23 protein-coding genes are annotated in these 21254 nt (G+C 72.1%); 9 read left to right on the forward strand and 14 right to left on the reverse strand.

What is annotated here, in order from left to right; translation table 11 throughout:
- The first annotated feature begins 26 nt into the window (after positions 1–26).
- Both IFR11_RS03545 and IFR11_RS03550 read left to right on the forward strand, forming a co-directional pair.
- On the forward strand, positions 27–425 hold the full coding sequence (locus IFR11_RS03545) for a DUF4259 domain-containing protein (RefSeq protein WP_191915233.1): 399 nt from the start codon (positions 27–29) through the stop codon (positions 423–425).
- Between the two features lie 52 nt (positions 426–477).
- Complete coding sequence (locus tag IFR11_RS03550; protein WP_191915234.1) at positions 478–1176, forward strand: SDR family NAD(P)-dependent oxidoreductase; 699 nt, start codon at positions 478–480, stop codon at positions 1174–1176.
- 220 nt (positions 1177–1396) lie between these two features.
- Here the strand turns inward: IFR11_RS03550 and IFR11_RS03555 are convergent, their stop codons facing one another.
- Positions 1397–2719, reverse strand: coding sequence for a bifunctional o-acetylhomoserine/o-acetylserine sulfhydrylase (locus IFR11_RS03555; protein WP_191915235.1), 1323 nt, complete (start codon positions 2717–2719; stop codon positions 1397–1399).
- A 135-nt stretch (positions 2720–2854) separates the two neighbouring features.
- Here IFR11_RS03555 and IFR11_RS03560 point away from each other — a divergent pair, with 135 nt between their 5' ends.
- Complete coding sequence (locus IFR11_RS03560; protein WP_191915236.1) at positions 2855–3643, forward strand: SDR family oxidoreductase; 789 nt, start codon at positions 2855–2857, stop codon at positions 3641–3643.
- A gap of 71 nt (positions 3644–3714) precedes the next feature.
- Here IFR11_RS03560 and IFR11_RS03565 read toward each other — a convergent pair whose 3' ends face one another.
- Entirely contained in the window at positions 3715–5214 is a 1500-nt protein-coding gene (locus tag IFR11_RS03565; RefSeq protein WP_191915237.1) for an MFS transporter, read from the reverse strand.
- A gap of 157 nt (positions 5215–5371) precedes the next feature.
- On the opposite strand from IFR11_RS03565, the gene IFR11_RS03570 reads away from it, so the two are divergent.
- The 3 genes from IFR11_RS03570 (at position 5372) to IFR11_RS03580 (ending at position 7214) form a co-directional block, all read left to right on the forward strand.
- Positions 5372–5857: a phosphoribosyltransferase gene (locus tag IFR11_RS03570; protein WP_055834678.1), complete on the forward strand. Its 486-nt coding sequence runs from the start codon at positions 5372–5374 to the stop codon at positions 5855–5857.
- Positions 5854–6540 (forward strand): uracil-DNA glycosylase, encoded by a 687-nt coding sequence (locus IFR11_RS03575; RefSeq protein WP_191915238.1) that lies wholly within the window; start codon positions 5854–5856, stop codon positions 6538–6540. Before IFR11_RS03570 ends, IFR11_RS03575 begins: the two co-directional genes overlap by 4 nt.
- Before the next feature lie 62 nt (positions 6541–6602).
- Positions 6603–7214, forward strand: coding sequence for a GNAT family N-acetyltransferase (locus IFR11_RS03580; protein ID WP_191915380.1), 612 nt, complete (start codon positions 6603–6605; stop codon positions 7212–7214).
- Between the two features lie 22 nt (positions 7215–7236).
- Here the strand turns inward: IFR11_RS03580 and IFR11_RS03585 are convergent, their stop codons facing one another.
- The 8 genes from IFR11_RS03585 to IFR11_RS03620 all read right to left on the reverse strand — a co-directional run bounded on the left by IFR11_RS03585 (position 7237) and on the right by IFR11_RS03620 (position 14843).
- On the reverse strand, positions 7237–7563 hold the full coding sequence (locus tag IFR11_RS03585; protein ID WP_191915239.1) for a protealysin inhibitor emfourin: 327 nt from the start codon (positions 7561–7563) through the stop codon (positions 7237–7239).
- Positions 7550–8608, reverse strand: a complete 1059-nt coding sequence (locus IFR11_RS03590; RefSeq protein WP_055936772.1) for a M4 family metallopeptidase — start codon at positions 8606–8608, stop codon at positions 7550–7552. Before IFR11_RS03590 ends, IFR11_RS03585 begins: the two co-directional genes overlap by 14 nt.
- Before the next feature lie 138 nt (positions 8609–8746).
- Positions 8747–9535, reverse strand: a complete 789-nt coding sequence (locus IFR11_RS03595) for an ABC transporter ATP-binding protein (RefSeq protein WP_191915240.1) — start codon at positions 9533–9535, stop codon at positions 8747–8749.
- A complete protein-coding gene (locus IFR11_RS03600; RefSeq protein ID WP_082509303.1) occupies positions 9532–10434 on the reverse strand; it encodes an ATP-binding cassette domain-containing protein in 903 nt (300 codons plus the stop codon). Before IFR11_RS03600 ends, IFR11_RS03595 begins: the two co-directional genes overlap by 4 nt.
- Positions 10431–11300 (reverse strand): ABC transporter permease, encoded by an 870-nt coding sequence (locus IFR11_RS03605; protein WP_055834690.1) that lies wholly within the window; start codon positions 11298–11300, stop codon positions 10431–10433. The genes IFR11_RS03600 and IFR11_RS03605 overlap by 4 nt, the downstream gene beginning before the upstream one ends.
- Complete coding sequence (locus tag IFR11_RS03610; protein ID WP_070408325.1) at positions 11297–12247, reverse strand: ABC transporter permease; 951 nt, start codon at positions 12245–12247, stop codon at positions 11297–11299. Before IFR11_RS03610 ends, IFR11_RS03605 begins: the two co-directional genes overlap by 4 nt.
- Positions 12244–13755 carry an ABC transporter substrate-binding protein gene (locus tag IFR11_RS03615; RefSeq protein ID WP_070408324.1) on the reverse strand — a complete coding sequence of 504 codons (1512 nt, stop codon included), beginning with the start codon at positions 13753–13755 and terminating at the stop codon, positions 12244–12246. The genes IFR11_RS03610 and IFR11_RS03615 overlap by 4 nt, the downstream gene beginning before the upstream one ends.
- A gap of 170 nt (positions 13756–13925) precedes the next feature.
- Positions 13926–14843, reverse strand: coding sequence for an alpha/beta fold hydrolase (locus IFR11_RS03620; protein WP_191915241.1), 918 nt, complete (start codon positions 14841–14843; stop codon positions 13926–13928).
- A 156-nt stretch (positions 14844–14999) separates the two neighbouring features.
- Here IFR11_RS03620 and IFR11_RS03625 point away from each other — a divergent pair, with 156 nt between their 5' ends.
- The 3 genes from IFR11_RS03625 to IFR11_RS03635 all read left to right on the forward strand — a co-directional run bounded on the left by IFR11_RS03625 (position 15000) and on the right by IFR11_RS03635 (position 16832).
- Positions 15000–15530 (forward strand): carboxymuconolactone decarboxylase family protein, encoded by a 531-nt coding sequence (locus tag IFR11_RS03625; protein ID WP_244630556.1) that lies wholly within the window; start codon positions 15000–15002, stop codon positions 15528–15530.
- Between the two features lie 41 nt (positions 15531–15571).
- Positions 15572–16270, forward strand: a complete 699-nt coding sequence (locus IFR11_RS03630; protein WP_342030238.1) for a tyrosine-protein phosphatase — start codon at positions 15572–15574, stop codon at positions 16268–16270.
- Positions 16271–16367: 97 nt separating this feature from the next.
- Positions 16368–16832: an SIP domain-containing protein gene (locus IFR11_RS03635; RefSeq protein WP_055834704.1), complete on the forward strand. Its 465-nt coding sequence runs from the start codon at positions 16368–16370 to the stop codon at positions 16830–16832.
- Positions 16833–16901: 69 nt separating this feature from the next.
- Here IFR11_RS03635 and IFR11_RS03640 read toward each other — a convergent pair whose 3' ends face one another.
- The 4 genes from IFR11_RS03640 to IFR11_RS16520 all read right to left on the reverse strand — a co-directional run bounded on the left by IFR11_RS03640 (position 16902) and on the right by IFR11_RS16520 (position 21160).
- Complete coding sequence (locus IFR11_RS03640; protein WP_191915243.1) at positions 16902–17357, reverse strand: Fe-S oxidoreductase; 456 nt, start codon at positions 17355–17357, stop codon at positions 16902–16904.
- The gene (locus IFR11_RS03645; protein ID WP_191915244.1) at positions 17354–18166 is read right to left on the reverse strand and encodes an arginase family protein; all 813 of its coding nucleotides are present in this window, start codon (positions 18164–18166) and stop codon (positions 17354–17356) included. Before IFR11_RS03645 ends, IFR11_RS03640 begins: the two co-directional genes overlap by 4 nt.
- A gap of 67 nt (positions 18167–18233) precedes the next feature.
- On the reverse strand, positions 18234–18986 hold the full coding sequence (locus IFR11_RS03650) for a PspA/IM30 family protein (RefSeq protein WP_055834714.1): 753 nt from the start codon (positions 18984–18986) through the stop codon (positions 18234–18236).
- A gap of 92 nt (positions 18987–19078) precedes the next feature.
- Positions 19079–21160, reverse strand: a complete 2082-nt coding sequence (locus tag IFR11_RS16520; protein WP_191915245.1) for a TPM domain-containing protein — start codon at positions 21158–21160, stop codon at positions 19079–19081.
- Positions 21161–21254 lie beyond the last annotated feature (94 nt).

The raw sequence follows: 21254 nt of genomic DNA on the forward strand, positions 1-21254 counted from the left end.
CGGAGACCGCGCGTACGATTCGGCGCATGGGTGCATGGAGCGCAGAACCGTTCGGGAACGACACCGCCGCCGACTGGGCGTACGAGCTCGAAGGGCAGACCGACTGGAACGTCGTGCATGACGCACTGCGCGTCGCCGCCGATACGGAGGGCTCGCAGCTCGACTCCGACGCCGCGACGGTGGCGATCGCGGCCGCCGAGGTCGTCGCGCGGGGGCTGGGGCGGGTGCCCGGCCGGGCCTTCTCCGACGCGGTCACGGCGTTCGTGGCGCGCGCGTCGGCGCCGTCCGCCGAGTTGGTGTCGTTGGCTGACGCCGCGGTCGTCCACGCGACCTCCGATGACGGTGAACTGGCCGAGCTCTGGGAGGACGACCCCGACTGGCACGCCGAGAACGAACGCCTGCGCGCAGCGCTGACCACCGTCTGACCTCCTTGTCCAGCCCCCGCCTCCGGCGCGGAGGGCTGGCCAGAATCGCCGCATGGCGACCTTCCTTCTCATTGCGGCCTCGAGCGACATCGGCGGGGCGACCGCGACCCGACTGCGCGACGCCGGTCATCGCGTTGTCACGACGGCGCGGGATTCCTCGGTCATCGAGCCCGACTTCGTTCTGGATGCCACGGACTTCGACGCCGTCGACCGCGTGGTCGGCGAGGTGGGCGAGCTCGACGGCATCGCGGTGTTCGCGGGCTCGATGCTGCTCAAGCCCGCGCACCTGACCTCGCGCGAGCAGTACGACGGCCTCATCGCCGCCTCTCTGACCACGTCGTTCGCCGCCGTGCGCGCCGCCGGGACGCACATGCGCGACGGTGGCTCAGTGGTGCTGGTGTCTTCGGCCGCGGCCCTGGCGGGACTGCCGAACCACGACGGCATCGCCGCCGCGAAGGCCGGGGTCATCGGGCTAACGCTGTCGGCCGCCGCCAGTTACGCGTCGCACGGGCTGCGGGTGAACGCCGTCGCGCCGGGCCTGGTTGAGACGCGGCTGACCGCGAAGCTCACGTCGACCGACATGTCTCGGAGAGTGTCGGGGGCCATGCACCCCCTCGGACGTCTGGGAGAACCCGAGGACGTGGCTCGGGCGGTGGAGTTCCTGCTCTCGCCCGAGAACGCGTGGATGACGGGGCAGATCATCGGGGTCGACGGGGGCCTCGGGAGCCTGCGGCCGCGCCAGAAGGTCTGACGCGGGCGTCGCGCGGTGCGCGGCGCGTGATCAGCGGAGGGCGTGGGGCGGGGTGAGGGTCGCTGCGCGGTGAGGGTCCTCCCGTCATCCCTCGCCCTCCGCTCGTCACCCGACGCCGACCTGCGCGCGCTGCGCAACGCCGAGCTGCCCGCGCGCTTCGCGACGCGACGCGCCGGACACGAAGACGACGCGTCCCTCGACGCCGTTTCGCGAGCGCGAGTCAGACGCGCGAGGCCTCGGACAGGCGCCGCGCGGCGGCGAGGGCCTGGTCGAGGTCGGCCTTGAGGTCGGCGATGTTCTCGAGACCCACCGACAGGCGCACGAGGCCCGGCGTGACACCGGCGGTGAGCTGCTGCTCGGGCGTGAGCTGGGAGTGCGTGGTGGATGCCGGGTGGATGACGAGCGAGCGCACGTCGCCGATGTTGGCGAGGTGGCTGAACAGGCTCAGCGAGTTGACGAACTCGCGACCTGCCTCGACACCGCCCTTGAGCTCGAACGAGAGCACGGCACCCACGCCCTTGGGGGCGTAGTTGTTCGCGGCGGCGTACCAGGGCGAGGTGGGCAGGCCCGAGTAGTTCACGGTCGCGACATCGGGGTGCGACTCGAGCCACTCCGCGATCTCTTGCGCGTTCTGCACGTGACGCTCGACGCGCAGCGACAGGGTCTCGATGCCCTGGATGAGCTGCCAGGCGCTCTGCGGCGCGATGGAGGCACCCAGGTCGCGCAGCAGCTGCACGCGCGCCTTGATGATGTACGCGAGACCGTCGCCGACCGCCTGCGTGTACACGGCGCCGTGGTACGAGGGATCGGGCGTGGTCAGGCCCGGGAACCGGTCGGAGTGCTCCGACCACGGGAAGGTGCCGCCGTCGACGATGACGCCGCCGATCGTGGTGCCGTGGCCGCCCAGGAACTTGGTCGCGGAGTGCACGATGATGTCGGCGCCGTGCTCGAAGGGACGGATGAGGTAGGGCGTCGCGATCGTGTTGTCGACGATGAGCGGCACGCCGGCCTCGTGCGCGACATCGGCGACCGTGCGGATGTCGAGCACGTTGATCTTCGGGTTTCCGATGGTCTCGGCGAAGAAGAGCTTGGTGTTGGGACGCACGGCGGCACGCCAGGCGGCGGGGTCGTCCTGGTTCTCGACGAACGTCGTCTCGATGCCGAGCTTCGCGAGGGTGTACTTGAAGAGGTTGTAGGTGCCGCCGTAGATCGAGCTCGACGACACGATGTGGTCGCCGGCCTGTGCGATGTTGAGCACGGCGATGGTCTCGGCCGCCTGGCCGCTGGCGACGAGCAGAGCACCCGTGCCGCCCTCGAGCCCCGCGACGCGCTGCTCGACGACGTCTTGCGTGGGGTTCTGGATGCGCGTGTAGATGTTGCCGAACTCGGCCAGCGAGAACAGGTTCGCGGCGTGGTCGGCGTTGTCGAACACGTACGAGGTGGTCTGGTAGATCGGCGTGGCCCGCGCCTTGGTGACCGGATCGGGCTGGGCACCGGTGTGGATCTGCTTGGTCTCGAAACGCCAGTTCTCGGATGCCGACATGGCCGCTCCTCAGCTCGGGTGGCCTGGGCGGTCGCCGTGGCCTGATGCGAGCGTAGACACCGCCTCCGACATCGACAACAGGGGAGGACACGGGCCGTAACACCCGTGTCGGAGGTGCCCGGTAGCGTGGATGCCATGACGCGACGTGCAGTGGTGACCGGGGCCAGTTCGGGTATCGGAGAGGCGACGGCGCGACTGCTGCGCTCGCGCGGGTGGGACGTGGTGGGCGTTGCCCGCCGGGCCGATCGGCTCGCGGCGCTCGAGGCCGAGACCGGTGTCGTCGCCCGCGCGGCCGATCTCACCGTCGCCGACGACATCGCCGACCTGTCGGCCTGGCTCGCCGAGACCGGTGGCGTCGACGCGCTGGTGCAGGTGGCCGGTGGGGCGCGCGGCACCGACCGGGTCGAAGACGGTGACGCCGACGACTGGCGCTGGATGTTCGAGGCCAACGTGCTCTCGTCGCAGCGGCTCGTGGCATCCCTTCTCCCGCTCCTCCGCGAGGCCGCGACGCGCGTCGGGCACGCGGACGCGTTGTTCGTCACCTCCACCGCCGCGCAGACGGCGTACCCGGGCGGGGCGGGGTACAACGCCGCCAAGGCGGGCGAGGCCATGCTCGTGAACGCCCTGCGGCTCGAACTGAACGGCGAACCGATCCGTGTGATCGAGATCGCGCCGGGCATGGTGCGCACCGAGGAGTTCACCCTCAACCGCGTGGGCGGCGACCACGATGCCGTCGACAAGCTCTACGAGGGTGTCGGGGCCCCCCTGGTCGCCGACGACGTCGCCGACGTCATCGCCTACGCGCTCGATGCACCGGGGCACGTCAACCTCGATCTCGTGACGATGCGCCCCGTCGCGCAGTCGGCGCAGCACCTGCTCGCGCGGGGGCCGCTGCGCCCCCGTCAGAGCGAGCGCCCGGAATAGCCGAGAGGCCGTCTCCGCCGCGATCACCGCCAGCCCATCGATCCTCGGCCGGTCGAGCCCGAGGTAGTCGTTCAGGCCACCTCGCCGCGTGCGGCGTGGGCGGCGGTCTCGGTCTCGGCACTGTCGGCGAACGCCACTTTCGGCACGAAGAACAGCAGCACGGCCGCGGCGAATCCGCCCGCCGCGCAGATCGCCCACACCGTCAGGTAGCCCGCGAGCGGTGCGGCGGTGGCGGCCACGGCCGCCCCGGCTCCACCGGCGAGGACCACGCCGAAGACGGCGGACGACATCGTCCCGCCCACGGTCTTGGTGGTGTTGGTGAGGGCGGATGCCACCCCCGTCTGCCCGCGAGGAGCGGCGGCGGCCGCGGCCGCGGGCATCGCCGCGACGAGGGCGCCCGAGCCCATCCCGGCGATCGCGAGGCACAGCAGCACCTGCCAGAGCTCGACGTGCAGGGGGAGCAGGAGCGCGTATCCCGCGCCCACGAGCGTCGCCGCCCCGATCAGCATCGCGCGCGGACTCGCCCACCGCGAGGTCACGGCGAACAGCACGGCGCCGACGATGAGCGAGACGAGGTAGACGCCGATGACGTTCGACCGGTCCGCGGCGTCGAGCCCCAGGCCGTAGCCGAGCGCGCGGTCGGTGCCGGCGTAGGTCGCGAGCGGGCCCTGCGCTCCCAGCAGGCTGATGCCCACGAGGAAGGCCGTGGCCTGCACCGGCCACATCTCGGGCCGGCGCAGCACGCGGATGTCGATGGCCGGATCGCGTTGGCGAAGCTCGAACAGCACGAAGACCACGCCCAGCACGAGGCCCGCGGCCAGCAGCCCGACGATCGCGATCGGACCCGGGCCGTCGGGGAGCCGCACGAACGACAGGGCGCCGGTGACGCAGAGCAGGGCGCCGGCGAGGATCGTGAAGCCGCCGATGTCGAGGCGGCGGTCGCTCGTCGACGGCTCGGACTCGGGCACGCCCCACCAGATCACCAGGCAGATGAGCGTCACGACGATCGCGGGGACGGCGAGCGAGAGGCGCAGATCGCCCCCGGTCGCGGTGAAGAGGCGCCCCGCGGCCAGGGCGCCGATGATCGCGCCGGCCTGCAGTCCCACGACGAGCAGACCTGCGGCGCGGCGGGTCTGCGACACCCCCCGCTGCTGCCGGCGTCCACGGTCGAAGATGAGGGCGATCTCGAGCGGCAGCCACACGACGTAGAAGCCCTGCAGGGCCCAGGCCAGCAGGAACGTCGTGAACGAGTCGGCGAAGACGAGCCACCAGCTCGCCGCCGCGGTCGCGATCGCCGAGAACAGCAGCACGCGCTTGTGCCCGAACATGTCGCCGAGTTTGGCCAGCACCGGCAGCACGAGCGCCGACAGCAGAAGCTGCGCGGCTTCGAACCAGTTGACGTCGGCGTCGCGGATCCCCAGGTGCGTGACGATGTCGGGCAGCAGGGGGACGTAGAACCCCTGAAGGATGCCGCTGGCGAGCTCCACCAGCACGAACCACCCGATGAGCCCCGCGGTCACCCCGAGCGCCGAGGTGCGCACCCGTCCGACCGCACCCGAGATGCGCGACATGGCGCGACGATAGCACCGCCGCCGTCCTCGGCATCCGCAATCGACTCCCCGCCGGGGTGCCACGATCGCACCGGGCACCCCGCGATGAGGCGGCATCGGGCGCGGCGGCGTCTCGATCACGCCCTAGGGTGAGACGAGTCGACGAGAGGAGTCCGGTGTGACGGACGAGCGCGAGCGGTTGAGCTGGGACGATTTCGGGGTCGCCACGCGCGACATCTCCCGGGCGATCGTCGCCGACGGGTTCCACCCCGAGGTGGTCGTCGCGATCGCCCGAGGCGGACTGCTGCCGGGCGGCGCCATCGCGTACGGACTGGGTGTGAAGAACTGCGGCGCTCTCAACGTCGAGTTCTACACCGGCGTCGGCACCGTCCTCGATGCGCCCGAACTGCTGCCCCCCGAGCTCGACCTGTCGTACCTCACCGGACGACGGGTGCTCCTCGTCGACGACGTCGCCGACAGCGGTCGCACCCTCGACCTCGCCGTGAAGCTCCTCGGCCGGCACGGCGCCGAGACCCGTTCGGCCGTGATCTACACGAAGCCGTCGACGATCATCACCCCCGACTACGCGTGGAAGGACACCGATCTCTGGATCGACTTCCCCTGGTCGCACCAAGGGTCGGTGCACGAAGAAGACGCCGCGTGAGCGGCAAGACTCTCGCGCAGCTCGCCGATGCCGGCCTGATCGACGCGTCGTGGCTGACGCCCCTCGCCCCCGTCGCCGACGACATCGCGGCGCTCGGGGAGCGCCTGCGCACCGAGGGGCAGCCGTACCTCCCCGCCGGTGACCTCGTGCTGCGTGCGTTCCGCACGCCGATCGACGCGGTGCGCGTGCTGATCGTCGGCCAGGATCCGTACCCCACCCCGGGGCACCCGATCGGCCTGTCTTTCGCGGTCGACCCGCACGTGCGGCCCGTGCCGCGGAGCCTGTCGAACATCTACCGCGAACTCTCCGACGACCTCGGGATCGCCCCCGCGCCGCACGGCGACCTGTCGGCCTGGGGCGCGCAGGGCGTCATGCTGCTGAACCGCGTGCTCACCGTGGCGCCGGGCTCCCCGGCATCCCATCGGGGGTGGGGGTGGGAGCGCGTGACCGACCACGCCATCCGCAGCCTCGTCGCCCGCGAGGCTCCGCTGGTCGCGGTGCTGTGGGGGAAGGATGCCATGAACCTGGCCCCCCTGCTCGGTGACACCGCCATCGTGTCGTCGCCGCATCCGTCGCCCCTGTCGGCCAGCCGGGGGTTCTTCGGCTCGAAGCCGTTCTCGCGGGTCAACACCCTGCTCGAGGAGCAGGGCGCGGACCCCGTCGATTGGCGTCTCCCGGCCTGACGACGTCGCCGCGCGGCCCGGGGTCACACGCTCGAAACGCCGCTGTGCGTAAAGTGTCGAGCGTGCTGGAAGAGGAGTACGAGAAGGCCCGCCGTCGGTTGCCCACGCACCTGCGGCGTGCGCCGGAGCCCGAACGACCGTTCACGTATGAGATCCGCCCGGCCACTGAGGCCGACATCCCCCACATCCGCGAGATCTACAACTATTACGTGCGCAATTCCGTCGTGACCTTCGACGAGAAGGCCTGGTCGATCGCGAAGTGGCGCGACAAGTTCGCCACGCTGAACAAGCTCGGACTGCCCTTCCTCGTGGCGGAGTCGCCCAGCGGTCAAGTGCTCGGGTACGCGCTGGTGCAGCCCTGGCAGTCCAAGTCGGCGTACCGGTACACGGTCGAGAACTCGATCTACCTCGGTCAGGCCGCGGCGGGCAAGGGACTCGGCCGCGCCCTGCTGGAGGCGCTGATCTCCGCGTGCCAGGAGCTCGGCATCCGCGAGATGGTCGCCGCGATCAGCGACAAGGGCGCCGACGCGTCGATCGCCCTGCACGAGAAGCTGGGGTTCACCGAGGTGGGTCGCATGGGCCGCGTGGGCTTCAAGTTCGGCCGCTGGCTCGGGGTCGTGTACCTGCAGAAGAGCATCGTGTCGAAGAAGAAGCGTCGGAGGCTGTTCGGCTGACGCGAGCCGCGCGCCTCTCGGGTCAGCGCCGCCGCGGCGTCGACGGTGCGGCCCGGCGCACTTCGTCGACGAGCGTGCGCCAGGGACCGTCGACCTGACCGTCGCCGAGTCGCACCCGCCGCACGGCGATGCCTCCGCGATGCACCTCGATGCGCCACTGATAGCGGTCGGCACCCGACGACGTCGAGGGGGCGGCATCCCACGGGCAGCTCTCGACGAGTTCGCGCCACTGAGCAAGACGCGCCGGGTCGGGCTCGGCCCGCCACTGCTTCTGGAGCCCGGCAAGGCCACCCGAGCGCACGACGACCACGGCGAAGCGCTCGTCGTTCGCGGCGTCAGGCTGCGGCATCCTCCTCGACGCCGACTGCGACCCATGCGGCGCGGACGGCGGCGACCTCCTCGGACTCCTCACCGTACTCGCTGGCGGCGGTGGCGCGCGTGGCGGCGGCGAAGGCGGCGAAGTCGGCGGTGGGCGAGAGGGTGCCCGCGGTGAGCGTGCGGTACCAGATGAGTCCGGCGCGCTCCCAGGCGAAGCCGCCCAGTGTCGTCGCCGCGACGTGGAAGGCGCGGTTGGGGATGCCGGAGTTGATGTGCACACCCCCGTTGTCGTCGTCGGTCTCGACGTAGTCGCGCATGTGTCCGGGCTGCGGGTCGGTGCCGAGCACGTCGTCGTCGTAGGCGGTGCCGGGTGCTTTCATCGACCGCAGTGCTTCGCCCTGCACGTCGGGCGCGAAGATGCCCGCGCCGATCAGCCACGACGCTTCGTCGGCGCTCTGGCCGAGCCGGTGCTGCTCGGCGAGGGCGCCGAACACGTCGGACAACGACTCGTTCAGGGCGCCGGACTGCCCCTGGTACTCGAGACCCCCGGCGGCCTCGGTCACCCCGTGGCCGAGCTCGTGCGCGATGACGCTGAGCGAGCGGGTGAACCCGACGAACACCTCGCCGTCGCCGTCGCCGAACACCATGCGCTCGCCGTTCCAGAACGCGTTGTCGTAGTCGTCGCCGAAGTGCACCGTCGCGAGCAGCGAGCCGCCCGCCGCGTCGATGCCGTCGCGCGCGAAGGCGTCCCAGAAGAAGTCGTAGGTGGCACCGAGACCGTCGTACGCCTCGTCGACGGCGGCGTCGCCGACGGGCTCTTCGTCTTCGCTGCGCACGCGTCGACCGGGCAGGTTCTCGCTGTTCTGCGCGTCGGAGATGATGCGATCGGGGGCGGGAACCGCTTCGGCGACGAGCGCGTCGCCGTCGATCGACAGCCGGAGCCGGGTGCGTGTGGGCCGCGGCGGGCGCGGCATCGCCAGGGTCTTGCGTGCCGCGGCGGCCGCGCGTGCGAGCCGCGGGTCGTCGGTGGACGCGAGCCGATCGAGCAGGAACGGGGGAACGATGCCGGGGTACATGCGCCGAGGTTAGCGCCGACCTCCGACATCGCGGCATCCCTTGCTCACGCGCACGACGGCGCTCCGCAGCGCACGGGATGGGGCCATCCGCGCGAAGACCGCCGCGCCGAAGCCCGTTCCCGGGGCGGCGGTGAAACTTCAGCGCGGCAGGGTCGGGATCGACGCCAGCAGCTGCCGCGTGTACGCCGCCTGGGGCTGCAGCAGCACCTTCTCGGTCGGGCCCTGCTCGACGACCTTGCCGTCCTTCATCACCACGACCTGGTCGCACACGCTCTGCACGACGCCGATGTCGTGCGAGACGAGCACCAGGGTCAGGTCTTCTTCGGCGCGCAGGCGCGCGAGGAGGCGCAGGATCTGCGCGCGCACGGTCACGTCGAGGGCCGACAGCGGCTCGTCGCCGACGAGGATCCGCGGGCGGTGCACGATGGCGCGCGCGAGCGCGATGCGCTGGCGCTGACCGCCCGAGAACTCGTGGGGGAAGCGCGAAGCCATGTCGGCATCGAGGCCGACCTGCACGAGCACGTCGCGCACCCGGGCGCGCCGGCCGCCGTCGACGCCCAGGGCCCAGAGGGGTTCGCCCACGATGCGACCGACGTCCATGCGCGGATCGAGCGACGCGTACGGGTCTTGGAACACCATGCCGGTGGTGCGGCGCAGCCAGTGCAGCGAGCGGGCGGAGCCGCCGGCGACGACGGGGCGCCCCGTCACCTCCACGGTGCCCGCCGACGGGGTGTCCAGGCCCAGCAGCAGCCGGACGAGCGTGGACTTGCCCGATCCCGACTCGCCGATGATCCCCACCGCCGAGCCCGCGAGCACCGACAGGTCGACGTCGTCGAGGGCCGTCGTGCGTTCGGGCCGGGCGAAGCCCTTCCGCGGTGCGGGATAGGTGCGCGAGAGCCCGCGCGCGTGGATGAGCGTCTCGGTCATGGCGTCTCCCCACCGGTCGGCGCGGCGTCGGGGGCGGCGGCGGTCGCGCCGGACCCGCCCGCGTCGCGCTGTGCGGGCTCGACCGGCACGCCGGCCGGGGTCGCGGCATCGTGACCGGCGGTCTCGGGATGCCAGAGCGTCGCCGTCGCGTCACGCAACAGCGCTCGCGTGACCGGCGACGACGGTGCCCGCAGCAGGTCGGCGACCGCTCCGTGCTCGACCACGCGGCCGTGCTCGAGGACCACGGCGTGGGTGGCGACCTGCGCCAGCACCGCGAGGTCGTGGGTGATGAAGACGAGGGACATCCCGGCGTCGTGGACCAGGGACCGCAGCAACGACAGGATCCCGGCCTGGATGGTGACGTCGAGGGCCGTGGTCGGTTCGTCGGCGATCAGCAGACGGGGACGGCACGCGAGCGCCATCGCGATCGCGACCCGCTGGCGTTGACCGCCCGAGAGCTGGTGCGGATAGCGCGCGACGATGCGCTCCGGATCGGGAAGGGCGACGCGTTCCGCCTCGATCACGGCGCGGCGGGCCGCCTCGCGGCGGGAGACGCCCTCGTGGATGCGCACCGATTCGCCGATCTGGCGCCCGACCGTGCGGATGGGGTTGAGAGCTGTCCGCGGCTCCTGGAAGACCATGCCGATGTCGTCGCCGCGCAGTCTCGCGAGCTCGCGGTCGTCGAGACCCAGGATCTCGCGGTCGTTCCATCTCACGCTCCCCGAGGCCCGGGCGTCGTCGGGTAGCAGCCCCAGGATCGCCAGGGCGGTGAGGGACTTGCCCGAGCCCGATTCGCCGATGATGCCCACCCGCGCGCCGTCGGGCACCTCGAACGACACGCCGTCGACGACGGCGCGGCCGCCGATCTCGACGCGCAGGTCTTTCACGACGAGGCTCATGCGACCACTCCCGGAACGTGGGTGCGGGCGGCGGGTGCACGCTGGGCCAGCGTCGGGTCGGCGGCTTCGCGCAGGGCGTCGCCGAGCAGGTTGAGCCCCAGCACGGTGAGGGTGATCGCCAGCCCCGGCCAGACGACGGTGAGCGGGTGCACCGAGATGTACGACTGCAGATCGCTCAGCAGGACGCCCCACGACGGTTGGGTGACCGGGGCGCCGAAGCCCAAGTACGACAGTCCGGCCTCGGCGAGCACGGCGACCGCCATGCCCCACGACAGCTGCACGATGAAGACGGGGGCGACGTTGGGCAACAGGTGGCGGGTGAGGTTCTGCCAGGGGGTCAAGCCGCTGGCACGCCCCGCGAGCACGAAGTCGCTGTGCAGCACGCGACGCAGTTCCGGGCGCGTCACGCGGGCGATGTTGACGCCGAAGCCGATCCCCACCGACCAGATGACCACGGCGAGCGAGCCGCCCCAGACGGCCGAGATCATCATGGCGATGATGAGCACGGGGAAGGCGATCAGGATGTCGACGAGCACGGCGATGCTCTCGCGGATCCACCGCGCGGTGAGCGAGCCGAGGGCGGCGAGGGCGAGGCCGAGCACCGACGCGACCATTCCGGCCCCGACCGCGACGACGATCGTCGTGCGCGCCCCCGCCATGAGCAGGCTCGCGATGTCGCGACCGTTGTTGTCGGTGCCGAGCACGTGCGGCCACGAGGGGGAGAGCCAGCGCGCACGCGCGTCGACGGCGGCGGGATCGAACGGCGTCCACACCAGCGACACCACGGCCGTGATCACCAGGAGCACGACGATCAGGATGCCGAACCGGCCGGTGCCCAGATTCCACAGGCGTTTCAGGGTGCTCACGAGGCCTCCCGCTGGCGGGGATCGATCAGGCGGTGCACGAGGTCGACGACGAAGCCGACGAGCAGCACGAACCCGGTGAGGGCGAGCAGCTCGCCCTGCACCTTCGGGAGGTCGCGCGCCGCGACGTCGGCGACGAGCATGCGGCCGACGCCGGGAAGGGTGAACAGCTGCTCGATCACGACGGCGCCGACGATGATGCCGGCGATCTGCAGTCCGAGCACCGTGATCACCGACAGTCCGACGTTCGGCAGTCCGTGGCGCACCAACGCCCGCGTGCGGGTCAGTCCCTTCGCCGCGGCCGTGCGCACATAGTCCTGCCCGAGGGCTTGCAGGGTGGCGCTGCGGACAAACCGCAGGAGCATCGCGCCCTCGACCACGCCGATGGTGAGCGCGGGGAGCACGAGGGCGCGGAACGCCGCCCCGGGGTCGTTCCACCCGGCGCGGGGAAACCCCTGCGGCGGCAGCCAGCCCAGCCAGACGGCGAACACGACCACCAGCAGCATCCCCGCCCACACCACCGGCACGGCGGCCAGGGCCTGTGACGCGACGCTGAGGGCGGTCCCCCCGGCGGTGCGCCGGCCGAGGGCCGACAGCACTCCGAGCGGGATGCCGATGAGCAGGGCGACCGTGAGCGACATGACCGCGAGGGGTACGGTGACCCGCGCCTTGTCGAGGAGTTCGGCGGCGACCGATTCGCCGGTGACCAGGGAGGTACCCAGATCGCCTCGCAGCAGCCCGCCGATCCAGTCGAAGTACTGCGTCCACAGCGGCACGTCGAGGCCCAGGCTCTCGCGCAGGGCGGCGACCTGTTCGGGGGTCGACTGCGTTCCGGCGATCAGCTGCGCGACGTCGCCGGGGAGCACCCGCAGCGACAGGAAGATCAGCGCGCTGGCCACGGCCAGGCCCAGGAGAAGCAGGCCCAGCCGTGTCAGCGCGTAGCGGATCACTCCGAGGAGACCGTCACGCCCGCGAGGGGCAGGCGCACGTTGAGCGAGTTCTTCGGGAAGTTCGCGACGTTCGTGCCGACCGCGGTGCGCGGGGTGGCCAGGAGCAGCCAGTCGGCGGCATCCTCGTCGTCGACGATGCGGGCGGCCTCGGCGAGCAGGTCGGAGGACTGCTGCTCGTCGGTGGTCGCCTGGGCCTGCGCGTACAGGCTCTGCACCGTCGCGTTGTCGTACCCGAAGTAGTACGTGGGGTTCGCCCAGTTGCCGAAGTCCCGCGCCTCGACGTGACGCACGAAGCTCAGGTCGTAGTCGTGGTTCGTGTAGACGTCCTGCAGCCAGGTCGAGAAGTCCACCGATTCGACCTTGAGCGTGACGCCCACGTCGGCGAACGACGACACGAGGAACGTCGGGATCGACGTGGGGTAGACGTTGGGGATCGTCAGCGTCAGCTCGAGGTTCTCGGCACCGGCCTGGGCGAGCAGGTCGCGGGCGCGGTCGGGGTTGTACGACACGCTGCCCGTGAGGTCTTCGTACCCGGGGTCGAGCGGGGGGATCGGACCGTTCAGGGTCTGCGCGGCGATGACCGTCTCGACGAGGGCGTCATGGTCGATGGCCAGACGCAGGGCTTCGCGCACCCGCTGGTCGGTGAGGGGGGCGCGCTGGTTGTTGAACGCCAGAGTCGCCTTGTCGGTGGTCAGGCCCGTGTCGATCGTGAAGTTCCCGGTGCCCTCGACCTGGCTCTGCAGTTCGGGGTCGACCTCGAGGGCGACGTCGAGGTCGCCGCTGACGGCGGCGTTGACGGCCGCGCTGCGGTCGGGGATGTAGTCGAGGACGACCTCGGCGACGCCGGCCTTGTCGCCCCAGTACCCGTCGTATCGGGCGAGCGTGAGGCTCTGACCGGTGTTGCGCGACGCCACCGTGAACGGCCCGGTGCCGTTCGCGGCGGTCTGGAAGTTCGTCGTGTCGGCGTTCTTGAACACGAGTCCGGCGCGGCCGGTGAGGGTGAACAGGAAGTCGATGTTCGGCTGCGCGAGCGTCAGTACGACGGTGGACGCGTCGGGCGAGGCGATCGAGGCGACGTTGGCGAGGTCGGCGCTGTTCTGGATGGTCGCGTCGTCCTTCGCCGTCTGCAGCGAGGTGACCACGTCGTCGGCGGTCATCGCGGTGCCGTCGTGGAAGGTCACGCCCTCTCGCAGGGTGAAGGTGTAGGTCAGCCCGTCGGGCGAGATGGTCCACTCCGTGGCCAGGGCCGGGACGATCGCGTTGTCGTCGTCGCCGTTGCGGGTCACGAGACCCTGGTAGACGTTGTCGACGAGGGCCTGTTCGAGGGCGGCTCCACTCGTGTGGCGGATGTCGAGGTTCGACGGTTCCAGCGACAGACCCACCGTGAGGGTGGCGTCGGGGTCGACGGCACCGGTCGGGGCCGATGCGGTGTTCCCGCCGGTGCAGGAGGTGAGGAGGAGGGCTCCGATCAGGAGCGCGCTCGTGGCGAGGGCGGTGCGGCGCAGCATTGCGGGGATGTCCTTTCGCAGGCCGAGGGCATCCGAGTGCTGTGGATGCCGTGCATGGGGTGGGAACAGCCTACTTTCACCCGCATTCCCTCCACGTCCTTCATGACGGTGCGCGACGCCGTATGACGAGGAACCCGCCTTCGGGTGAGCCCCGCGGGCCGCGCCGAGGCTCAGGCGGGGGCGGCCGCGTCGCGGATGATGTCGTCGAGCGCCGCCGGGTCTTCCTCCTGCGCGTTGTGGCCGGTGGGGAGCACGCGCACGGCGGCACCGGGCACCCGTTCGACGAACTGGTCGGCGTCGGCCGCGGTGACGAAACCGCGTTCCCCGCGGATCAGCGTGATCGGGGCGGAGACACCGGCCACGTCGTCCCACCCGGTGCTCGAGAGCACCGCGCGAACGGCATCCGGGGTCGTCGCGTCGGCACCGGCGTTCGCCGCCGCTGCGGCGAGGTGGGCGAAGTGGTGCTTCCACTCGACGCGGCCGTCGGCCCGCACGCGCGAGTTGAGGAAGACCCCGCGTTCCGCGGCGTCGCGCGTGCCGCCGAGCCCGAACGACAGGGCGCGGTCGACCAGCTCGTCGCGCGACGCCCAGTCGGTGGGGCCGGCGAAGAACGCGCGGATCTGCGCGGGCCCGGCGCTCGGATCGACCCCCGGGGTGATGTCGACGACCACGAGACGCGCGACGAGCTCGGGACGGGATGCCGCGACGGCGGCCGCCGTGAGCCCGCCGAGCGAGTGCCCGACCAGCGTCTGCGGGCCCTCGGTCCAGGCTTCGAGGGCGATCGCGACGTCGGGGGCCAGCACGCGCGCGACATAGGCGGCGTCGTCGCGCCACGAGGAGTCGCCGTGGCCCGGCAGGTCGAGGGCGAGGGCGGGGACCCCCAGGTGGAGCAGCGTCGTGTCCCACGTGTGGGCGTTCAGCCCGGCACCGTGCAGCAGGGTGACCACGGGCGGAGCGTCGCCCCACCGCAGGCCGCTCAGCGTGCGTCCGTCGGGCAGGGTGAGCTGCACCCGCTCGACGGAGGGGACGTCGAGGCCGAGATCGTCGGCCTGCGCGGGAAGGAACGAGAACTCGTCGACCTCGGGCATGACAGCCACCCTGTCATCGCGGGCCCGGATGCCGCCACCTCGGCGCCTCGGGGCGTCACGGCGGGCGTCACGGTCGGCGCCCGATCGACGGCAGGACGCGACCGGTGGGTCGGCGAAGGCGGCACCGGCCGCACCCGCCCGCCGTAGGCTGTCGCCATGGGCGAGGAACAGCGCGTGCACCTGTCGAAGAAGGCTCCCGAGGCCTATGCGGCCCTGCGATCGTTCTCGAACACGGTCGGCCGGATCGCCGCCGAAGCCGGCATCGACGCGCGGCTGCGCGAGATCGTGCAGATCCACGCGTCGCAGCTCAACGGCTGCGCCTTCTGCGTGCGCGTGCACGTCGACGCGGCGGTGAAGGCCGGCCTCGACGCCGACGTCATCGCCCAGATCGCCACCTGGCGTGAGTCGGGGGTCTTCGACGAGCGGGAGCGGGCGGCGCTCGAACTGACCGAATCGTTCACGTTCATCCACGAAGACGGCATTCCCGACGAGGTGTACGACCAGGCCGGCGGCATCTTGAGCGAGCAGGAGTACGTCGCCCTCAGCTGGGTGCTCGTGGCGATCAACGCCTTCAACCGCGTGGCGATCGCGGGTCGGTACCCCGTTCCCCCGCGCGGGGGGTCCGCCGGGGGCGTCGCCGACGGCCCCGCCCCCGCCGCCCACCTCCACGGCGAGGACCCCGCGTGACCGGGTCGCCGGAGTCGCGATCGTCCGCGTCGCGATCGCTCGTGTCGGGTGCGACGAACTTCCGCGACGTCGGAGGTCTGCCGACCCGAGAGGGACGCACGCGCGAGGGGGTGCTGTTCCGCTCCGGCAACCTCGTGCACCTCGACGACGTCGGGGTGCAGACGCTGCGCGAGCTCGGCATCCGGCGCGTGATCGACCTGCGCGACGAGGCCGAGGTGGCCCACGCACCCAGCCGCTTCGACGACGTGCCGGTCGACGTGCAGCACACCCCGCTGTTCCTCGGATCGGTGGCGTCGTTCTTCGCGCGCGATCTGAGCCTCGCCGACATGTACGACGGCATCGTCGACGACTCCGCCGACCGCGTCGTCGAGGTGGTGCGCGGCCTGCTCGACGCCCAGCCCGTGCTCGTGCACTGCACCGTCGGCAAGGACCGCACGGGGGTCACGGTGGCGATTGCGCTCGCCGCGGCGGGGGTGGATCGCGAGGCCGTCATCGCCGACTACGCGCGCACCGAGGCTCTGCTGCCCGCCGAACGCAACGCCGCCGTGCTCGCCGCGATCCGCGCGGTGCACCCCGGCAACGTGCACGTCGAGGACTTGGCGACCCGGTCTCCGGCGCCGGTGATGCGCGCACTGCTCGACCGGCTCGACCGCGAGTACGGCTCGCCGGCGGGCTACCTGCGGGCGCACGGGCTGAGCGACGACGAGCTGCGCCGGCTGCGTGCGGTGCTGCTGGGTTGAACCGCGGGGGCCGAAGCCCGCCGTCTCGTCGACGTCGAGATACAAAGGGGGAACTCAGGTTAGGCAACCCTTCACTCGCGGTATAGTGGGAGCCATCATGACCACCTCCACCGAGCACAACGACGCCGCGTGCCGCACGTCGCGGCACACCCGCGTGCAGCACCTGGTGACCGCCGACGAGACCTCTCTCGTCGAGCTCCAAGCTCTGCTCGCGACGTTGCCGATCTGCTCGACCGGGCGGGTGTTCGTCGAGGTGCCCGACGAGTCGTGGATCGGACGCATCGCCGCCCCCGCGCGCATGACGCTCTCGTGGCTCGACCGTTCGCGCCGCGGCGGCGCCCCCGGCACCGGGCGCGGTTGCGCCCCGGGCGAGGCCCTGGCGCGGGCCGTCGCCGGCTGGTCCGGCGAGATGCTGTGCTGCGACGACGACGCCACGCGCGTGTTCCTGCTGGGCGGCTACCTGGGTACCGCCGAGATCGTCGACGACCTGGTCGCGCGTCACGGCGTCGACGCGCAGTCGATCCACACGCCCGAGCGCTTCGGTCTGGCGACCGCGCGCTGACGCGAGCCTCGCGGCCTCGCGGCCTCGCGAAGACGCCGCAGCCGTCGACACCGACGCTGATGGGGCGGCTCAGCTGCCCCGCGGCACGTAGTTGCCCTCGATCAAGCCGGCCTCGATCTCGAAGCGGTTGCGCAGCGGATCGCGGCCCGCGAGCGCGTAGAGCACGGGCATGAGAAAGCCGTAGCGACGCCACTGGCGGTGATGCACGGCCTCGTGTCCGAGGACGACGTCGGTGGGGCGGGCGTCTCCGGTGAGGAAGCATCCCCCGACGCACACTCCGCCGCGCGGGAACGCCCACGAGGGCAGGCCGCGGAACACCCAGAGGCCCTGCCGCTTCTCGATGCGGCCGGTGCTCCACAGCGATCCCCACACCCACCCGACCGTGCAGCCGTACCAGTAGCCGACGCGGCTGACGGGGGAGTCGAGCAGCACGGCGGGAATGAAGCGGTCCCAGACGCGACCGCGCGCGACGGCGCGGTCCGCGCGCTCGCGCCAGCCGGCCGGAGGGGGCGGGAGGGGGCTCATGCCAGGGCTCCGATCAGTCGAAGGATCGTTCCGAGATCGTCCACGGCGGCGGCGGGCGACGACGGGGAGAACTCGGTCAGGGTCGCCCCCGCCATCGGCATCCGTTCTCTCAGACGACGAATGGATGCCACGACGTCGGCCGTGCGCGCGCCGAAGGGCACGGGGTGGGCGACGCCAGAGATCTCGGCGGGATCGAGGACGTCGAGATCGACGTGCACGTAGACGCGCGAGGCCCCGGTGGCGACGACCGCGTCGGCCAGGGCGTCGGGGTCGGCCAACGCGTCGGCCGAGACGACGCGCACGGCGTTGTCGTCGACGTAGCGCTGCTCCTCGTCGTCGAGCGATCGGGTGCCCGCCAGCACGAGACGCGAGGCGGCGATGCCGGGGTGCAGGCGCAGGGGGTCTTCGCCCTCGCCCGTGATCGCGCGCAGCACCATGCCGGTGAACGCGCCGCTGGGGGAGGACGCGGGGGTGTGGAGGTCGGGGTGCGCGTCGATCCACACGACGGCGAGGTCGTCGTCGGCCACGGCCGCCACCGCGCCGAGGGCGACTCCGCAATCCCCGCCCACGACGATCGCCGGTTCGACGGAACCGCGTACGGCATCTTCGATCCGCTCGCGCATGCGCCAGAGGGCGGTGAGCCGGTGGACGCGCGTGCCCTGGGCGTCTCCTGCCTCGGTCGGGGCCTCGAGCACCATCGTCGAGGCACGGGGCAGGTCACCGGCGATGGCGTCGGCGCCGTCGATGAGCTGCATCGCCCGCGACGACGACGAGCCCTGCCACTGCGGGGCGACGATGAAACGCGTCATGGGTGTTCCTCGCGAAGAGACGAGAGTGCATCGCCCGGCGGGCCGGGCGATGCACTCTCGGTGTCGATCAGAGGTCGGGGCTGGGCGCGTCGATCGCGGCGCGCTGGGGGCCGCCGACCTTCAGCGCGGCGAGACGTGCCTCGACCTCGGTGAGCTCGCCCACGTCGTCGAGCGCGTTGAACTGGGCGTCGATGCTGGAAGCGGCGAGCTCCTGCTTGCCGGCGGCGAGGGCTTCTTCGCGACGGATCTTGTCTTCGAAACGGCCGAGCTCGCTGGTGGGGTCGAGCACGTCGATCGACTTGACGGCGTCGTGCACCTTGTTCTGGGCCTCGGCGACCTTGGCACGGGCCAGCAGCTCGCTGCGCTTGGAGCGCAGCTGCTCGAGCTTGCCCTTCATGCCGTTGAGGCCGTCCTTGAGCTTGTCGACGACCTCGGTCTGCGACGCGATCGTGGGCGCGGCCGACTTCGCCTCGCTCTCGGCGGTGATCTGACGCTGCAGGGCGATCTTCGCGAGGTTGTCGAACTTGTCGGCCTCGCTCGCGTTGCCGGTGGCGCGCAGCTCGTCGCCCTTGCGGCTGGCGGCGAGGGCCTTGTTGCCCCACTCGGCCGCCGCCTGCACGTCTTCTTGGTGGTCGCGCTCGAGCAGACGCAGGTTGCCGATGGTCTCCGCGATGGCCGACTCGGCGTCGGCGATCGAGTTCGAGTAATCGCGCACGAGCTGGTCGAGCATCTTCTGCGGGTCCTCGGCCTGATCGAGGAGCGAATTGATGTTCGCGCGAACGAGGGTCGAGATGCGACCGAAGATGGACTGCTTGGCCATGCGGGGTGTTCCTTCCTGAGGGCGACGATGTCGAGTCTGGTGTCGGATGCTACGAATTCTCTGTGATCGGCCCGGTCGCCGATAGGGGTGGATCAGCGTCGATTGACACGTCCTCCGCCGGAACGGCTGCGTCCGCCGCCGCCCCCGGCCCTGCCGCCTCCGCTGCGGGAGCGTCCGCCGCCGCCGAAGCCCCCGAAGCCGCCCGAGCCGCCGCTCCGTCCGCCGCCGCCGAAGCCGCCGAGGCCACCCAGGCCGCCGCCGCCGAAGCCGCCGCGTCGGCCACCGCCGCCGAGCAGAGAGTTGATCGCGATCCCGCCGAGCAGAGCGCCCATCATGTCGCCGCCTCCGCCCTGACCCCCGCCGCCGCCGAAGGCGCCGACGTCGTTCTGGGCGAGCGACCCCGCCTGCGAGCCCAGCTGCGCGGCGCGCTGGGCGAGCGACAGCGCCGCCGCCGGGTCGGTGGAGCGCGTCTGCTCCGCCTGCACGAGGGCGGCGCCGGCCTCGGCCAGGCGCGTGCGTGCGGTGGGCCCCACGGCTCCGCGCCGCGCCGAGATGAAGTCCTCGGTCGCCGACACCTGCGCGCGAGCCTGGGCCAGCGTGCCGTCGAGCTGGCTCTCGGCGCGGCGGCGTCGCTCGGCGGCGTCACGGGCTTCGTCGAGCACCGCGTCGATGGTCGCGTTGGCCTGCTGCAACTCCTCGAGGGCGCGCAGGGGACTGGGTCGCGGGGACGCCAGGGTCGCGCGGGCGGCGTCGAGCTGCGATCGCGCCGAGGCGGCCGCCCCGGCGATGCGTCCGTCGGTGTCGGTGAGCTGCGCCGCCGCCGCGAGGTCGCCCTCGATCTCGGCGACGAGTGCGCCGGCCCGCTGCTGCGCGTCGGCGAGGTCGGTGCCGAGAGTGGTGATCGCGCGCTCCAGCACGTCGGCCTGGGCGACCGCGGCTTGGGCGGCGCGGATGGCGACCGCCGCCTCGCCCGTGCGCCCGGCGCCGAGGGCCGCCTGCGCCGCGGCCGTCTGCTCAGCGGCGAGGTCGAGTCGGGCGCGCGCCTGCACGGGGTTGTCGGCGACGGTGGTCAGGGCGTCGTCGGCATACTGCGCACGCAGACGCGCGAGATCCGCCTCGGCCGCAGCCAGGGCCGCCGCGACGGCCGTCTGCTGCTGCGTCGTGGCGGCCAGGGCGGCGGGGGCGTCGGCCTCCAGCGCCCGCAACTCGTCGAAGGCCGCGGTCTTGGCATCGAGTGCCGCGTCGGCGGCGGCGCACAGGCGCAGGATCTCGGCGTACCCGGCGCGCTGCTGCTCGGGGGTCTCGGGGGTCTCGTCGTCGAGCTGCTGCTGGATCGAGAAGGCCGCGTCGAGGTCGGCCTTGGCCTGGGCCAGCACCTCGACGAACGGTGCGGCGGCGGCGTCGCCGAACTGGGCGCGGGCGAAGCCGAGCTCCTGCTCGCTGGTCTTGACGGCGTCGTCGGTGGCGACCAACGCCGACCCCGCGCGCCGGGAGAGGTCGTCGATGCTCTCGGCGGGGCCTCCCGCGGCGCCCGCCGTCGCGCGCCGACGACGCAGGCCGAACCACACGAGTCCGCCCGCGATGGCCACGAGGAGCAGGCCCACCACCACGATGGGTCCGATCGCCGGTCCGCTCTGCGTGGCGGGAGTGGGCGGGGGAGCGGGCTGGTTGCCCCCCGCTTCGGAGTAGGCGGCGCGGATGCCGTCGGCCGCCGAGATCGCCGCCCCCGCGTCGTCGCCCGCGGCGAGCAGGGGCTGCACGCGTTCCTGTTCGATGGCGCCGAGCTGCGCGGCGGTCAATGCGCCGTCGTCGACGTCGCCCGAGAGGTAGAACGTGGCGGCGCCGTCTTCGATCGCGACGGCGAGCAGGTACTGGTGGGGTCCGAGCTGGTTGCGGTTGGCCGTCTCGTTCGCCCAGTCTTCGGCGGCGGGCGGGTCGGTGAACCCGTCGACGTACACGACCCACAGGTCGAGCCCCGTCTGCGTGGACAGCGTGATCATGCGCGACTGCACCTGCGCCTCTTGCGCGTCGGTGAGCACGTCGGCCTGGTCGACGACGTAGCTGGAGCCCAGCGAGGGAGGGGGGACGGCGAGGGCCGCGAGAGGCCCGCCGAGGATTCCCCCCACGGCCAGCAGCAGAATCGCCAGCACGTGTGCCGCCTTCGGCTTTCGCATGCCTCCCCTTTCGACGACCCGAAGTCCCCAGCCTATAAACGACCGCCGACACCGGGGAAGGACCGGCGCGTCCGCTGTCAGCGCACAATCGCGC

It is taken from the genome of Microbacterium sp. CFBP 8801 (assembly GCF_014839455.1).
Lineage (GTDB): Bacteria > Actinomycetota > Actinomycetes > Actinomycetales > Microbacteriaceae > Microbacterium.